Annotated in this window: 14 protein-coding genes and 1 pseudogene; 8 read left to right on the top strand and 7 right to left on the bottom strand. The window is 70.5% G+C overall.

The window, feature by feature from the left end:
- Positions 1-69: 69 nt before the first annotated feature.
- The 7 genes and pseudogenes from ON26_RS34150 to ON26_RS33160 all read left to right on the top strand — a co-directional run bounded on the left by ON26_RS34150 (position 70) and on the right by ON26_RS33160 (position 5,731).
- Positions 70-291 (top strand): hypothetical protein, encoded by a 222-nt coding sequence (locus ON26_RS34150; protein WP_157171800.1) that lies wholly within the window; start codon positions 70-72, stop codon positions 289-291.
- A gap of 620 nt (positions 292-911) precedes the next feature.
- Positions 912-1,175, top strand: coding sequence for a helix-turn-helix domain-containing protein (locus ON26_RS06370; RefSeq protein WP_051026744.1), 264 nt, complete (start codon positions 912-914; stop codon positions 1,173-1,175).
- A gap of 98 nt (positions 1,176-1,273) precedes the next feature.
- Positions 1,274-1,900: pseudogene (locus tag ON26_RS06365) on the top strand (DNA polymerase domain-containing protein); the annotation flags it as partial.
- Positions 1,901-2,191: 291 nt separating this feature from the next.
- The gene (locus ON26_RS06360) at positions 2,192-3,142 is read left to right on the top strand and encodes a D-isomer specific 2-hydroxyacid dehydrogenase family protein (protein ID WP_040795073.1); all 951 of its coding nucleotides are present in this window, start codon (positions 2,192-2,194) and stop codon (positions 3,140-3,142) included.
- Positions 3,143-3,375: 233 nt separating this feature from the next.
- Positions 3,376-4,086, top strand: coding sequence for an ESX secretion-associated protein EspG (locus tag ON26_RS06355; RefSeq protein WP_040795050.1), 711 nt, complete (start codon positions 3,376-3,378; stop codon positions 4,084-4,086).
- Positions 4,062-4,559 (top strand): hypothetical protein, encoded by a 498-nt coding sequence (locus ON26_RS06350; protein ID WP_245545747.1) that lies wholly within the window; start codon positions 4,062-4,064, stop codon positions 4,557-4,559. The genes ON26_RS06355 and ON26_RS06350 overlap by 25 nt, the downstream gene beginning before the upstream one ends.
- Complete coding sequence (locus tag ON26_RS33160) at positions 4,556-5,731, top strand: hypothetical protein (RefSeq protein WP_040795049.1); 1,176 nt, start codon at positions 4,556-4,558, stop codon at positions 5,729-5,731. Before ON26_RS06350 ends, ON26_RS33160 begins: the two co-directional genes overlap by 4 nt.
- On the opposite strand, the gene ON26_RS34145 is transcribed toward ON26_RS33160, so the two are convergent.
- Together ON26_RS34145 and ON26_RS06335 are read right to left on the bottom strand one after the other, a co-directional pair.
- Complete coding sequence (locus ON26_RS34145; RefSeq protein ID WP_040795048.1) at positions 5,701-5,910, bottom strand: hypothetical protein; 210 nt, start codon at positions 5,908-5,910, stop codon at positions 5,701-5,703. The two genes, ON26_RS33160 and ON26_RS34145, sit on opposite strands and share 31 nt — an antisense overlap.
- Positions 5,911-5,985: 75 nt before the next feature.
- Positions 5,986-7,146, bottom strand: a complete 1,161-nt coding sequence (locus tag ON26_RS06335; RefSeq protein WP_040795047.1) for an erythromycin esterase family protein — start codon at positions 7,144-7,146, stop codon at positions 5,986-5,988.
- Between the two features lie 82 nt (positions 7,147-7,228).
- On the opposite strand from ON26_RS06335, the gene ON26_RS06330 reads away from it, so the two are divergent.
- Complete coding sequence (locus ON26_RS06330) at positions 7,229-7,987, top strand: MerR family transcriptional regulator (RefSeq protein WP_040795046.1); 759 nt, start codon at positions 7,229-7,231, stop codon at positions 7,985-7,987.
- A gap of 38 nt (positions 7,988-8,025) precedes the next feature.
- Here the strand turns inward: ON26_RS06330 and proB are convergent, their stop codons facing one another.
- The 5 genes from proB to ON26_RS06305 all read right to left on the bottom strand — a co-directional run.
- Entirely contained in the window at positions 8,026-9,126 is a 1,101-nt protein-coding gene (gene proB / locus ON26_RS06325) for a glutamate 5-kinase (RefSeq protein ID WP_040795071.1), read from the bottom strand.
- Positions 9,127-9,281: 155 nt separating this feature from the next.
- Positions 9,282-10,742, bottom strand: coding sequence for a GTPase ObgE (obgE, locus tag ON26_RS06320; protein ID WP_040795045.1), 1,461 nt, complete (start codon positions 10,740-10,742; stop codon positions 9,282-9,284).
- Positions 10,743-10,898: 156 nt separating this feature from the next.
- Positions 10,899-11,165: a 50S ribosomal protein L27 gene (rpmA, locus tag ON26_RS06315; protein WP_040795044.1), complete on the bottom strand. Its 267-nt coding sequence runs from the start codon at positions 11,163-11,165 to the stop codon at positions 10,899-10,901.
- Between the two features lie 36 nt (positions 11,166-11,201).
- Complete coding sequence (gene rplU / locus ON26_RS06310) at positions 11,202-11,513, bottom strand: 50S ribosomal protein L21 (RefSeq protein WP_040795043.1); 312 nt, start codon at positions 11,511-11,513, stop codon at positions 11,202-11,204.
- A 315-nt stretch (positions 11,514-11,828) separates the two neighbouring features.
- The coding region (locus tag ON26_RS06305; protein WP_040795042.1) for an Rne/Rng family ribonuclease at positions 11,829-14,754 on the bottom strand (2,926 nt) is incomplete at its 5' end.

The following is a 14,754-nucleotide window of genomic DNA, read 5'->3' as shown; positions in this document are numbered from 1 at the left end:
GAACATGTGGGAAACACACCGATTCCTGTGGTGCCAGAGCACCCCGAAGAACAAGAGGAAAGAGAAGAGATGACAGACAACGAGTTGACCGCCCGGCAGAGGGGCGAGCGGGAGCTAGCCCGCCGGGGCTGGCTGACCCCGGAGGACACCGACCGAGACGAGACCGGCACCGGCACCGGCACCGAGGACAGCCCACGGGCTAGGGGCCGAACGGCCCCAACGGGCACACCGTCCGAGTCGGTTGCCAAGGCACTCCGGTGGCTACAGCGCAACGGCAAGACGTTCGGCTGAGCCCGGAAGCAACTGGACAAGCGTTCAACCTCCGATAACCCTCGCTTATCGGCGGTTAGACCTTTGGTTGAGAGTTGACCGATTCGCCCGGTTCACTCGGTAGGCCAGAAGACAGCCCACAACAGCACGGCCATAGGCAGGCCGATCGCTGCTGTGTAGCCGAGCGCGATCACCGCCGGTACCCACCGAGCAGAGACCAGCGGTTCAGCGAGACCCGTGGTGCTGCGCATTCGATATCCGCCACGCAGAGCACGCGGTTCATGGTCACGGCGTCTACGTGCGCCGTGCTCGGCATGATCACCACGTCCACGCCGGAGGACTCCACTTGTTCAGCGAGTCCGAGCACGGAGTTCGGGTCGGCCCACCGGAGCACGTACCCGAGACGGCGCGCGAGTCTTCGGACCTGGGCACGGTCCCACTCTTGAACCGGTGATGACGGATCAACCCACCCCATCGCATACATAGTCGTTCCCCTGTCGTTTCACCGCCCTAGCTGGGCACTGATAACGATAAGTCTCCAAGAATTCGAATGATGTTGCACGGTTTCAGTCTCGATTACGTATGGAGACGGATACGGCTGTAGACCGTTCAGTCTCGTCCCCGGCAACCTGGGGGACATCATGGAAGGTGAGTTGCAGCGCATCGTGGGCGATAACGTCCGACGTATCCGGCTTGCGCGCGGGATGAGTCAGGAAGCGCTAGCCGAACAAGTCGGGTTGCACCGGACCTACTGGGGCGGAATCGAGCGCGGGCGTCGGAACCTGACGCTGCGCGGTGTGGAGCGGATCGCGGACATGCTCGGCGTGGATGTTCACGCCTTGCTGAGCCCTGACATGGAAGTCAGCGTTACGGTGCGGGTCACCCGTGCCGATTACCCGGAGTGACCACCACCTAGCGCGGCTGTCTGTTGCGCGAAAACTGTTGCTGCACAACGGTTTGCAGCGCGCTTCACTCGTCTGTCAGATGTTGTATTTCTACTACCGTACTGATGAGCACCGTCGAGTTCCATCCGTGGAATTCGCGGGCGGCCGACACCGAGCGTCCCGACGAGTGGCGTATCGACCTCGACCCCATGCCCGACTGCCCGTGGTCGCGGGTGCAGCGGGTGGCGGGGGTGGTGCGGGAGGTGCTCGGCGAGCTCGGCGCGACGGGCTGGCCGAAGACCTCCGGCGGCCGGGGCCTGCACGTCTACGTGCGCATCGCCCCGGAGTGGACGTTTTCCGAATTACGTCGCGCGGCACTGGCTTTCGCCCGCGAGGTGGAGCGCCGCGCGGCACGGGACGTGACGACCACATGGTGGCGGCGCGATCGCGACCCGCGAATGCTGTTCGTGGACTACAACCAGAACGCCCGCGACCACACCATCGCCGCCGCATACTCGGTGCGCGGCGTTCCCCGGGCGACGGTGTCCACCCCCGTCCGCTGGTCGGAGATCTCCGACATCGACCCCCGCGACTTCACCATGCGCACAGTGCCCGCCCGGTACGCCGAACTCGGCGATCTGCACGCCGGAATGGACGACGCGGTGTTCCTGATCGACGAACTGCTCGAATGGGCCGACCGGGACCGGATCGAGGAGGAACCGGAGCGCGATCCCGACCGGGGGTGAACGGCACTGCCCCCGGCCCGGCGCCCGGCTCACGGTGAGTGCAAACCTCGACCGCTCCTCCCGTCTCGGGCAGGCTCCTACATCGGCGGCGCCGCGACCCGGCGCTGCCACCGCGACCACTCCGCCACCGTCCACCCCGGTGCGTGGAGTGCCGCACGGGGTCTGCGTGCGTCGTACGCTGGGCGACGGAAACCTCACCGCGCAGCGGTTCTTCACCGTGAAGAGCGGTTTTCGGATCGGCAACAGTCCGCCGCGGGGGTGCGTCCCGGCGGCGGAGAGGAGGTGCACCCCATGGTCAGGTCGGTGGTCCCGATCGCGATCGGCCCGGACGGTCGTGCGACGACCGTGCTGGAGAAGGCGGTCGCCGACGCGGGGGCGAAGCTCGTCGACATCGATGCCGCCGCGGGGCTGGTCTGGGTGGGCGGGCCGGAGGAGTTCCCCGAGACACTGCCCGAGTCCGTGCGGTGGGTCCAGCTTCCCGCGGCCGGAATCGAGGACTGGTTCGCGCGTGGTGTCTTCGCGCGGCACCCGGGCGTGCGGTTCACCTCCGCCGCGGGCGCGTACTCCGCGTCCGTCGCCGAGCACGCGCTGGCCCTGCTGCTCGCGGGCGTGCGTCATCTGCCGGCGCATCTGCGGGCGCGCAGCTGGCGGCAGCAGGAGTTCTTCCCGCACGTCGGCACGCTGCGCGGCGCGACGGTGGCCATCGTCGGCGCGGGCGGTATCGGACGCGCTCTCGTTCCGCTGCTGATTCCGCTCGGCGCGCGGGTGATCGCGGTCAATCGTTCGGGCCGTCCGGTTTCCGGACCCGGCATTCCCGACTCGGTGGAGACCGTGCCCGCCGACCGGTTGTCCGAGATATGGCCCCGCACCGACCACGTGGTCGTGGCCGCGCCCGCCACCGCGCAGACCCGCCACCTCATCGACGCCGAGGTCCTGTCCCGCCTGCGCCCGTCCTCGTGGGTGATCAATATCGCCCGAGGCAGCCTGATCGACACCGACGCCCTCGTGCACGCTCTGCGGACGAACGTCATCGCCGGCGCCGGACTCGATGTGACCGATCCCGAACCGCTTCCCGACGGTCACCCGCTCTGGTCACTGCCCAACGTCGTGATCACGCCGCACGACTCCAATCCACCGCATCTGCGCGGCGTCGCCTTCGCCGAACACGTCAGGGAGAACATCATCCGATTCGCCGGGGGTGCCGAGCTTCTCGCGCAGGTCGACCCTGATCACGGCTACTGAATTCCTCGTCCGGCCGCGCCGGCCCGACAGCGCGGCGGCCACCCACGTCGCCGGATCCCTATCGGCCCGTGTGGGTGCGATGCCGGACGGGTGCGCCGGTGAGGGCATCGGCTTCGCGACCGCCCGGTAGCTCACGGACTCGAGGACCGTCCCTCGGTCTCGCCCGGTCCCGCGACCGACCGCGAATCCGGGGGGAGGGAGTTCGCGGGAGCGAAGGCGGCATAATCGGCACGGTGCATTGGATTTTCACGCCGGACGAGTTCGCCCATGTCTGGCGGGAGACCGACGTCGATCGGCCACCGTATCCGCTGCGCATCCTGGAATCGCCGCGCACCGAGCACGCCGCCGAGGCTCTGCGTGCGACGCTCGCGCAGCGGTTCCCACCGGGCGCCGACCCGGATCTGACGGCCTGCCTGCGGATCATGGCCGATCCGCACACCCGGTTCATCGCGGTCGGCCGGGGCGCCGACCCGCGTGCCGAACTGCGTCTGCTGGCCTGCGTGGTGTACGACCGGGCGGTGCTCGCGGTGCAGGGACGTCCGGCGCGGCTGGGTGAGGCGGGCCCGGTGCGGATCTCGATCGGTCACGCCGCCAAACTCGGGGCGGGCATCGCGAGTGTGCTGCCCAAAGCGCCCGCCGGCCGTGAGCCGGCGCGAGCCGCGGCGACGACCACGGTGTACGACACCGAAGCGGTGCGCCCGGCGCCGGAGGTGGCGCGGATCCGCAGGCTGCTGCTGTCGAAACACACGTCCTCGGGGCACATTCGCATCGAGCCGCGACTGGATCGGGCGCAGCCGCCCCCGCCGGCGCATTACACCTGGATCGACGTCGACGGCGACGGACGATATCTGGTCAAGGCGGACGAGACCGTGCGCGTGGTCCCCGCCTCGGTCGAGCAGGTGGCGGGTCAGCTGCAGAAATGGGTGCCGTCCCGGACCGGGTGAGCGCGACGCCCGCGACGGTGTCGGCGGTAGCGGTTAGTCTGAATCCGACCCGACCGGTGGGCGTTCCGGTCGGACCGACCGATCGCCTGGGGGTGCGCATGACGCTGGAGTCGAGCCGAGCCGATATCGCGCGGTTCAAGGAACAGGCCCGCACGGGCGAGGTGCGATTCGACCCGGAGGCCGCCCGCCGCTGCGCCGATCTGTACGAACAGCAGGCCGATCGGCTGCTCCATCTGCGCGATCGGATCGAATCGGTCACCCAGGCAGCGGGTTTCGGCGGCTTCGACTCGGCCAAGCAGTTGCAGGCCGGTTTCGGTCACAAGGCGCGCGACGCGGCGACACTGCTCGACCACTACATCGAGGCCTCCTACCGGCTGAAGGAAGCGTTCCTCATCAGCGCCGGGCTCTACGAGGAGGCCGATGCCGCCAATGCCGCGGCACTGCGCGCGATCGAGACGAGGCTGCCCCGATGACCGGTACCGATCCCACCTACATCAGCTCGATGGAGCATTTCGAGTCGATGTCGCACGAGGAGATCTACGCCAAGACCCAGCAGATCGACGCCGGGGAGATCCTGCGCGCGTCCGGTGTCTGGCTGGAGGCGGCCGCCACCGTGGCAGGTGCGATGCCGTTGACCAGGGCCGCCGCGGACCGGGTGATGAACTCGATGGAGTGGGAGGGCGCGGCCGCCGACGCCGCCTACGCCAGTACCCGCAGTTTCGCCGAGTCGGTGGAGGAGCTGACCGCGGTGATGGGGCAGGTCGGCGCGCGCCTCGGCGCGGTCGCCGCCGCCGCGGAAGCGGTGAAGCTGGCTGTCGTGCCGCCCGGTGATTCGGGGCCGATCGGCGCGATCGCCCGGCTGCTGGAAGCGGCGAAGGTGATCGACGCGCAGATGGTGCAGGAGGCACTTCGCCAAGAAGCCGTGCTCGCGATGAACATGATCTACAAGCCCGCCTACTCGGCGGCGGGTACCGGCGTGCCCGCGCTGCCCGAGCCGCCGGGATCGCTGCGCGTTCCCGGCGCCGACGATGTCCCGTCGCCGAAGTCGGCGCCCGCCCCGGCGTCCGATGTGGCCCCCGGCAGCGGGGGCGCACCGGAGGCGCGGCAGCCGGAGGCGGAGTCCGAGTCGCCGGGTGGAGAAGTTGCTCCCGGAGAAGGGGTTACGCCGGGACCGGAGTCGGAGCCCCGGGAAGCACCCGCCGAGCCGGCGCCGCCGGCCGATCAGGCGCCGAGCCCCGAACCGGCCCCGAGCCCGGGACCCGATGCGGCGCCGCCGACTTCGGAGGCGCCGTCGGAGCCCGCACCGAGCCCCGAACCGGAGGCGCCACCCACGCCGAGTGATCCGTCGCCCGCACCGCCCCCGGAACCCGCGCCCGAACCGGCGCCGTCCCCGGAACCAGTGCCTCAACCTGCGCCCGCCCCCGAGCCTGCGCCTGCGCCTGCTCCCGCCCCGGAACGCGCGCCAGAACCGGCGCCAGAACCGGCGCCGGCACCGCCCCCTCAGGACCCTCCCGCCGGTGTGCCGGGTCAGCTTCCCGACCCCGGTGGCCAGCCAGGCGTAACCGGCCCGATCCCGGGCGCGGATCAAGGCGCGGCGCACGAATCCGGCATGGATCAGCCCGGCGTCATCCCGACCAGTTCCTGACTCGCGCCGAACGGGTCCTCGGCGCGCAATTCGTGGCAATCCGTTTTCGCGGTCGGGGCGTCGTGACGCACGGTCGCCACGGCAACGCTGGTCGACGGCGGGATCACGCTGTCCGATGTGACCGGGCAGCCGGCCCCGGGCCGGTGCTGGTCGTCATGGAACCTGCGCGCCGTCGCCACCGCCGCCCCGCGGTCACCGGTCGACCGACCTGTCCGGGGAATTGACGGCGGGGCGGGCCGGCATGGGCGCAACGCTCAGCGGGCCCGAACCGCCGCGGTGACCGCCGCACCGTCGGTGACATGAAGAACCGCGTCGGCCGCGCCGAGGGTGTCCCGATCGAGCGGGAAGTAGCCCTGCATCGGGTCGATGTCGGTGCGGACCCGGCCGTCGGGCAGCTCATCCGGCGCCGACAGCCCCCACCCGGTGATGCGGGACTGCAAGGAACCCTCGAAGGTGCCCGGGGCGGGCTCACCGAGGCCGATCGTCGCGCTCCGGCCGAGACTGCCCACCACGAAGCGGTAGTCGCCGGGGTGGATCGCGTCGAAGATCGCGCCCGCGCTGAACCAGTCCACGGTCACCTCCCCCATACGCATCGAACCCGGGTTGCGTTGCAGATGCAGGTTGTGGGCGAAGACCAGGGTGGCGCCGCGCGCGGACTCGATGGCGCGGATATCGGCGAGGTTCTCGGCCATGCAGGCGTCCCTGGTCGCGCACATGCGGGTGAGCCGTTCGCTCTCGTCGACACGCCGGGCGCACTTGGCGTGGTAGCGCAGCAGGTGCACGGCCGCCATGAGATGGGTGCGCGCGGTGTGCCATTCGTCGCGGGAGGTCGTCGCGACGAGACCCGGTGTGCGGATCTGCAATTCGAGGCACATGTCGTCGACGACGGTGCGCAGCCGTCCGGCTTCGGGGGTCAGGCCGGGTGACGAGGTCGGGTCGAGTACCGCTTCGGTGCGGCTCCAGAGTTCGTCGGCGCCGAGCAGACCGTCCGTATCGACGTCGTAATCCAGGTAGTCCCGAGCGAATTCGAGGTAGCGGCGTGGGCTGGGAGCACTCATGGTCTCCAGCGGTGCGTCGAAACCGTGGAAGGCGAGGCGGCGCTGCGGCGGCAGATTCTCGTTGTGCTCGCGCATCCAGGTCACGAGCCGGCGGTTGGCCGGGAAGGCGCCGAAGCCGTGGGAGAAGCCTTCGCGCAGCACCGTATCGAGATCGCCCACACCGCGACGGACGTAGTCGTCGACCAGGCGCGCGGCCACCCGATCGGTCTCGAGGGCGATGGAGGTGAACCCGTGGTCGGCGAGCCGGGCGAACAGTTCGTTGCGGAGCCAGGCGATCGAGGGCTCGAGGTGGGTGGGTTCCCCCAGGGCGAGCACTGCGCAGGACGGGGTGAGGAATTCAAGAATGTCTCGACTCATGTGTCTCGATCGTATCTCTGAAAGAACAGTTGAGACTTTGTGCGGAGTATTGCGAGTAACAGGGGCAGATACCCTCAAACAGGTGAAAACTCTGCGGCCCGCCGACCTGGCGCGCGAGCACGGATTGTCCACCCAGGCCGTGCGCAACTACGAGAGCGACGGGTTCCTCCCCGCCGCAGACCGCACGCCCACCGGCTACCGGATCTACACCGAACGGCACGCGGCCGCGCTCCGGGCCTATCTCGCGCTGGTGGCCGCCTTCGGATATCCGACAGCCGGTGACGTCATGCGCGCCCTGCATCGCGGCGACCTCGACACCGCCCTGGGCACCGTCGACCGCGGCCATGTCCAACTGGTCCGTGACCGCGAAACCCTCGACCGGGTCCGCAGCGCTGTCGGACACCTCGCGTCCGGCACGTCGGACCCGGCAGAGGCGACCGGCACCCGGACCATCGGCGAACTGGCCCACCTGCTCCGACTCTCCCCCGCCACCCTGCGTGTCTGGGAACGAGCCGGAGTACTCACCCCCGCCCGCGACCCCCGCACCGGCTACCGCGTCTACGCCGCCGCCGACATCCGCGACGCCCGTTTGGCCCACCTGCTACGGCGCGGCGGCTATCCCCCGGCTCACATAGCCACCGTGATCGAACACCTCCGCACCGCGGGCAGCGCCGACACCCTCACCGACTCCCTGACACACTGGCAGGCGAAACTCACCGCCCACGGACTGGCCATGCTCGACGCCGCCGCCCTCCTCGGCGCCTACATCCGCGTGCTCGACGTCCCCCCACCTCTTCAGCGCATCGCATCCGGCCGCGACTCGGCCTCATCTTCGAGTTGACCAGGCCCACACCTGCGCCGAAGCAGCGATCCCGGTTGCTAGACCCGGACCAGGTCGTCGGCGTGGATGACCGGGCGCTGCATGGTGTCGGGGAGTTCGGTGGTGGAGCGGCCGAGCATGGTCGACAACTCGGTGCTGTCGTATTCGACGACGCCGCGGGCGACGAGGCGGTGGTCGGTGGCGAGCAAATCGACGACGTCGCCGCCGTAGAAGCGGCCGCGGACGCCGGTGATACCCGCCGCCAGCAGGGAGCGGCGCCGGAGGGCGACGGCGTGGACGGCGCCGTCGTCGAGGACGAGCGCGCCGCGGCTGTCGGCGGCGTGGCGGACCCAGAACTTGCGGGCCGACAGCCGGGTCGGGCGGGCGGCGAAGGCGGTGCCGACGGTGCCTTCGGACAGTGCGGTGCCCGCCTGTTCCGCGGCGGCCAGCAGGACCGGAACGCCCGCGTCGGCGGCCAGGCGGGCGGCGGAGAGCTTGGAGGCCATGCCGCCGGTGCCGAGCACGCCGCCGCTGCCCGCGATCACACCGTCGAGATCGGCGCTGCTGCGGACTTCGGGGATGAACGAGGCCGAGCCCTTGCGGGGGTCGCCGTCGTAGAGACCTTCGACATCGGAGAGCAACACCAGCGCGTCCGCGCCGACCAGGTGGGCGACGAGGGCGGCGAGCCGGTCGTTGTCACCGAAGCGGATCTCCTCGGTGGCGACGGTGTCGTTCTCGTTGACCACGGCCACCGCGCCGAGCGAGCGCAGCCGGTCGAGGGTGCGCTGGGCGTTGCGGTGGTTCTCGCGGCGGGCGAAGTCGTCGGCGCTGAGCAGCACCTGACCGACGGTGCGGTTGTAGCGGGCGAAGGAGGTGCCCCAGGCGTGCGCCAGGGCGAGCTGGCCGACGCTGGCGGCGGCCTGCTTGGTGGCCAGATCGCGTGGGCGGCGATGTAATCCGAGCGGGGCCAGGCCCGCGCCGATCGCTCCCGAGGACACCACGACCACATCGGAACCGGCGCGCATCCTCGCCTCCACGGCATCGGCGAGCCGATCCAGCCGGACGGTGTCGAGACCGCCTTTCAGGCTGGTCAACGCCGAGGAACCGATCTTCACGACCACGCTGCGCGCCGAGGCGATGGCCTGTCTGGCCTCGCTCAGCTCCTCGGTACCACCCAGCGCATTCACCTGTGTCACCACAACACTCCTACCGCGAGCCCGCGCGGACCGGTGCCGTGTCGGCACGGTGGGCGCGGGCGAGCCTCTCTACTGTTCTCCGTCCCCCGCCGAACCGCCGCGCCTGCCGGCGAGTCCGGTCACTGCTGGTCCTCGTCCGCGTCCACCAGACCGCGACGCACCCGCGACGCGTGCTTGCGTTCGGCGGCACCGATCCGCTCGGACTGTTCCAGCCTGGCGTCGGTGCCGCGACCGGTGCGGACCATGTCGACACCGGCGGCGATCTGCGGCTCCCACTCGAAGCAGACATCGCCGATGGTCACCGGGGCGCCGGGGACGGCACCTCGGCGCACCAGCTCCTCCTCGACGCCGAGGCGAGCGAGCCGGTCGGCGAGATAGCCGACGGCCTCGTCGTTGTCGAAGGCGGTCTGGCGCACCCAGCGCTCCGGGCGCGCGCCGCGCACGATGAAGCCGCCGGGCTCGGCGGGATCGGCGTAGACGCTGAAGCCGGACTCGTCGGCCGCGATCGGGCGGATGACCGGACGCTTGGGCGCGGCCTTCGGGTGCGCTTCCCGGTATTCGCGGACCAGATCGGCCAGCGCGAAGGTCAGCGGGCGCAGCCCGGCGCGCGAGACGGCGGAGATCTGGAAGACCGGCCAGCCGCGTGCGGTGAACTCCGGGGTCACCATGTCGGCGAGTTCGGCGGCGTCGGGCACGTCGGTCTTGTTGAGGATCACCACGCGCGGGCGGTCGGCCAGATCGCCCAGGCTCTCGTCGGCCGACAGCGCGGGCTTGTAGGCGGCCAGCTCGGCTTCGAGGGCGTCCACATCGGAGATCGGGTCGCGGCCGGGTTCGAGAGTCGCGCAATCGACCACGTGGGCGAGCACCGCGCAGCGTTCCAGGTGGCGCAGGAAGTCCAGGCCGAGGCCGCGGCCCTCGCTGGCGCCGGGGATGAGGCCGGGCACGTCGGCGACGGTGAAGGTGGTATCGCCGCTGGCGACGACGCCGAGGTTCGGGACCAGAGTGGTGAAGGGGTAGTCGGCGATCTTCGGCTTGGCGGCCGAGAGCACCGACACGAGCGAGGACTTGCCCGCCGAGGGGAAGCCGACCAGGCCGACATCGGCGACGGACTTCAGTTCCAGGACGAGATCGTGCTCCTCGCCCTCCTCACCGAGCAGCGCGAAGCCGGGGGCCTTACGCGCCTTCGACGACAGCGCCGCGTTGCCGAGCCCGCCGCGACCGCCGCGCGCGGCGACGAACCGGTTGCCCGCACCGACCAGGTCGATGAGGATCTCACCGTCCCGGCCGAGGACGACGGTGCCGTCGGGCACCTTGAGCACCAGATCGGCGCCCATCTTGCCGTCCCGGTTGCCGCCCTCGCCGGGCTTGCCGTTGCCTGCCTTGGCGTGCGGGTGGAAGTGGAAGTCGAGCAGGGTGTGCACATTCGGGTCGACTTCGAGGACGACGTCGCCGCCGTTGCCGCCGTTGCCGCCGTCCGGGCCGCCGAGCGGCTTGAACTTCTCGCGGTGCACCGACGCGCAGCCGTGACCGCCCTTGCCTGCGCGCACATGCAGCACGACACGGTCGATGAATTTCGACATGGTCGAATCATCCTCCTTCTGGGCTGGTCTACGAACGTGTCCTCGCTCGCATTCCGGGGTTACGGGACGACGGGAGCGAACCCCGCCGGGAACGCGAAAAGCGGGCCAGGGTTGGCACCCTGACCCGCTCGGCTCGAGTCCGGATCGGCTCGGCGGTCAGGCCTGAACCGGCTCCGGGACAACGATATTGACGGTCTTGCGACCACGCTTGGTGCCGAACTCCACCGCACCCGCCGACAGGGCGAACAGGGTGTCGTCGCCGCCACGGCCGACGTTCACGCCGGGGTGGAAGTGGGTGCCGCGCTGACGGACCAGAATCTCGCCGGCCTTGACGGTCTGGCCGCCGAAGCGCTTGACGCCGAGCCGCTGGGCGTTGGAATCGCGTCCGTTCCGGGAGCTGGACGCGCCCTTCTTGTGTGCCATAGCAGTGTCTCCTCGGTGATGCTTGCTGGCCGGTGCTTACTTGATGCCGGTGACCTTCAGGACCGTCAGCGGCTGACGGTGACCCTGGCGCTTGTGGTAGCCGGTCTTGTTCTTGAACTTGTGAATGCGGATCTTGGGGCCCTTGGTCTGCTCGACCAGTTCCGCGGTCACCGAACGGCCGGCCAGCGCGGCCGCGTCGGTGGTCAGTTCGGCGCCGTCCACCACGAGGACGGGCGAGAGCTCGACGGCGGCGCCGGGCGCGCCTTCGATCTTTTCGACCTTCACCAGGTCACCGACCGCGACCTTGTACTGCTTTCCGCCGGTCTTGACGATCGCGTACGTTGCCATCGGTCGGCTTCCTCCACTCGATGTATGTCTTAATCGTGCTCACCGCGCCACAGGTTGCGACGCGACTTGTCTTGGCTGGTTGCTGCACGGGGCGCTTGCTCCGCCGACCGCTCGTGTCTTCTCCGATGTCTGCACTTCTTCGATATCGGAGAGCACTTCGAACGCGTCGGCATCATGCGCATCGCCAGGCAGCGACCGATCAAGGCTAGCAGAAGGGGTCCCCGCTACCCAATTCGGCCTCCTGGCAACCCCGCGGTCACCCCTCACCGGCCCGGTGACGGCGCGCCGGGAGGCTCGCCGTCACCGGGGACGACCTCAGTTGGGCGCGTCCACGGGCGGACCGGCCGGACGGCCCACCGCACGGCGACGTGGCCTTTCCCTGGGCAGCACGGCCGGCGCCGGACCGTCATCGAGCACCGGGGTGGCGGGCGCTTCGCTGCCGGACACCACGAACACCGCGGGAGCGCTGTCGGTCGAGAGCGCGCCCTTGGTGCGGGCAACCCGGCGGCGACGCGGCTTCGGTGCCGGTTCGGTCACCCCCTCGGCCACCGGGGCCTCGGCCGCCGCGAGCGGCTCGGCACCCGGCTCCGCACCGGCTTCGACCTCTTCGGCGTGCGCGTCCGCCTCGCCGGTGCCTGCGGCAGCCGGTGCGGCGGTCGCGGATTCCACATCGGTGGTCTCCTCGACAGCGACGGCCTCAGCCGTCTCCGGGCCCGACCCGACCGGACCGGCGGCCTCGGCAGAAGCGGCGACCTCGGCGGGAGCGGTGACCTCGGCCGAAGCCACGGTCTCGACCGCTTCGGCGTCCGCCTGCTCGGTCGCCGCAGCAGCCTCGGCCTCGGCCGCTGCGGCGCGAGCCGCCTCGCCACGCCGCGACCGCCGCCGCGACCGGCTCGGCCGCTGCGCCTGCTCGGAGCCGTCCTCGTGGGCGGAAATCTCCCGCGCCTCGCCCGTCTCTGCCGAGGCCGTGGCATCGACATGCTCGGCGGCCCGGTCGGAACCGGATTCGGCCTCGCCGGACTCACCCGAGTGATGCGCCGCCATCGCCAGCGCGACCGGATGCGCGCGCTTGACCGCCGCGTCCTCGACCGGCTCGGCCACATGCGGGGCCACGCCGTTGGTCGCGGGCGCGGCCGGCGCAGCGCCCTTGTCCCGGCCGCGACGGCGGCGGGTACCGCTGTCCCTGCGGCTGCCGCCTTCCTCGGACTGCGACGGCTCGACCGGATAGTTGTGCACGATCAGGCCACGGCCGTGGCAGTGCTCGCAGGTGGTCGAGAAGGCCTCCACCAGCCCGGTGCCCAGCTTCTTGCGGGTCATCTGGACCAGGCCGAGCGAGGTCACCTCGGAGACCTGGTGGCGGGTGCGGTCCCGGCCGAGCGCCTCGGTGAGCCTGCGCAGCACCAGGTCCCGGTTGGACTCGAGCACCATGTCGATGAAGTCGACGACGATCATGCCGCCGATGTCGCGCAGCCGCATCTGGCGCACGATCTCCTCGGCCGCCTCCAGGTTGTTCCTGGTGACCGTCTCCTCCAGGTTGCTGCCGCCGGAGCCGGTGAACTTGCCGGTGTTCACGTCGATCACGGTCATCGCCTCGGTGCGATCGATCACCAGGGTGCCGCCGGAGGGCAGCCACACCTTGCGATCGAGCGCCTTGGCCAGCTGCTCGTCGATGCGATGCGCTTCGAAGACGTCCAGCCCGTTGTTCTCGTGCCGCGACACCCGCGCCAGCAGATCGGGGGCGACGGTGCGGATGTAGTTCTCCACCGTGGTCCAGGCCCGCTCGCCTTCGATGACCAGCTTGGAGAAATCCTCGTTGAACAGGTCACGGATGACCTTCACCAGGAGATCGGGCTCCTCGTAGAGGGTCTTCGGGCCGCCGCCGTCCTTCTTCGACTGCTCCTCGATGGCGCGCCAGGTGCTCTGCAGCCGCTCCACGTCGCGGGCCAGCTCGGCCTCGCTGACGCCTTCGGAGGCGGTGCGGATGATGACGCCCGCGTCGGCGGGAACGATCTCGCGCAGGATCTCCTTGAGCCGCTTGCGCTCGGTGTCGGGCAGCTTGCGGCTGATGCCGGTGGAGGTGCCGCCCGGCACGTACACCAGGAAGCGGCCGGCCAGGCTGATCTGGGTGGTCAGGCGGGCGCCCTTGTGCCCGACCGGGTCCTTGGAGACCTGCACCAGCACCTGATCGCCGGGCTTGAGCGCCTGCTCGATCTTGCGTTCCTTGCCGCCGAGCCCGGCGGCTTCCCAGTTCACCTCGCCGGCGTACAGCACGCCGTTGCGGCCACGGCCGATGTCGACGAAGGCCGCCTCCATGCTCGGCAGCACGTTCTGCACCTTGCCGAGGTAGACATTGCCCACCATCGACGGCGCGCCGGTATCGGTGACGAAATGCTCGACGAGGATGTCGTCCTCGAGCACCGCGACCTGGGTGATGTTCGGATGGTCGGGGAAGTTCTTCTCGCGGACGACCATGACCCGGTCGACCGCTTCCCGGCGGGCCAGGAACTCCGACTCGGTCAGGATCGGCGGACGCCGCCGCCCGGCTTCGCGTCCGTCGCGGCGACGCTGACGCTTGGCCTCCAGACGGGTCGAGCCGGTGATGCCCTGCACCTCGTCGACGCTCGTGCGGGCGCGCGACTTGTTGCGCGGTTCACGCTCGTGCACGACGGTATTCGGCGGATCGTCGTCGGCCGGCTCGGCCTCACCGTCGCCGCCGACCTTGCGACGCCTGCGGCGACGGCGGCGGCGGGTGGAGCTGTCCGAGGCCTCGTCGGCATCCTCGGACGATTCGACGGTGTCGCCCTCGTCGCCGGATTCCTCGGACTCGGCCTCGTGCTCGGCGCGGTCCGCGGGGCGCGCCTGCTGCGCGTCCTCGCCGGTGTCGGCCTCGGATTCGTCGCCGTGGTCGTGCTCGTCGTGATCCTGGTCGTCGCCGTCGTGCTCGTCGGTCTGATCGCCATCGCTGTGCTGCTCGCCACGGCCCCGGCCCCGGCCACGACGACCGCGGCGGCGCCTGCGCGGCTGACCGTCGGCCTCACCGTGCTGATCGGTGTCGCCGTGCTGGTCCTGCTCGGTGTCGTCGGTCTCCGCGGCGGCGCCGACCGGCGCGGCCTCGGCGGCGGGGGTCTCGGCGGCGGATTCGGCCGCCTCCCGCTCGGCGCGACGGCTGTCGCGTTCGGCGCGGCGCTTCTTGCGAAGCTGTTCCGCGGCAGAGGCGTCCGGCGGCAGGAACAGCGGCGCG

Source organism: Nocardia higoensis NBRC 100133, assembly GCF_000308595.1.
Classification (GTDB): domain Bacteria; phylum Actinomycetota; class Actinomycetes; order Mycobacteriales; family Mycobacteriaceae; genus Nocardia; species Nocardia higoensis.
Note: the sequence above shows the minus strand (reverse complement) of the source record. Positions and strands in the feature narration are given on the sequence as shown.

Coding starts and splice junctions, on each gene's coding strand:
- ON26_RS33160 (WP_040795049.1), top strand. CDS start 4,556: ATGACCGGTACCGATCCCACCTACATCAGCTCGATGGAGCATTTCGAG.
- obgE (WP_040795045.1), bottom strand. CDS start 10,742: ATGTCGAAATTCATCGACCGTGTCGTGCTGCATGTGCGCGCAGGCAAG.
- ON26_RS34150 (WP_157171800.1), top strand. CDS start 70: ATGACAGACAACGAGTTGACCGCCCGGCAGAGGGGCGAGCGGGAGCTA.
- ON26_RS06350 (WP_245545747.1), top strand. CDS start 4,062: ATGGGTGCCGTCCCGGACCGGGTGAGCGCGACGCCCGCGACGGTGTCG.
- ON26_RS06335 (WP_040795047.1), bottom strand. CDS start 7,146: ATGAGTCGAGACATTCTTGAATTCCTCACCCCGTCCTGCGCAGTGCTC.
- rplU (WP_040795043.1), bottom strand. CDS start 11,513: ATGGCAACGTACGCGATCGTCAAGACCGGCGGAAAGCAGTACAAGGTC.
- ON26_RS06360 (WP_040795073.1), top strand. CDS start 2,192: ATGGTCAGGTCGGTGGTCCCGATCGCGATCGGCCCGGACGGTCGTGCG.
- rpmA (WP_040795044.1), bottom strand. CDS start 11,165: ATGGCACACAAGAAGGGCGCGTCCAGCTCCCGGAACGGACGCGATTCC.
- ON26_RS06370 (WP_051026744.1), top strand. CDS start 912: ATGGAAGGTGAGTTGCAGCGCATCGTGGGCGATAACGTCCGACGTATC.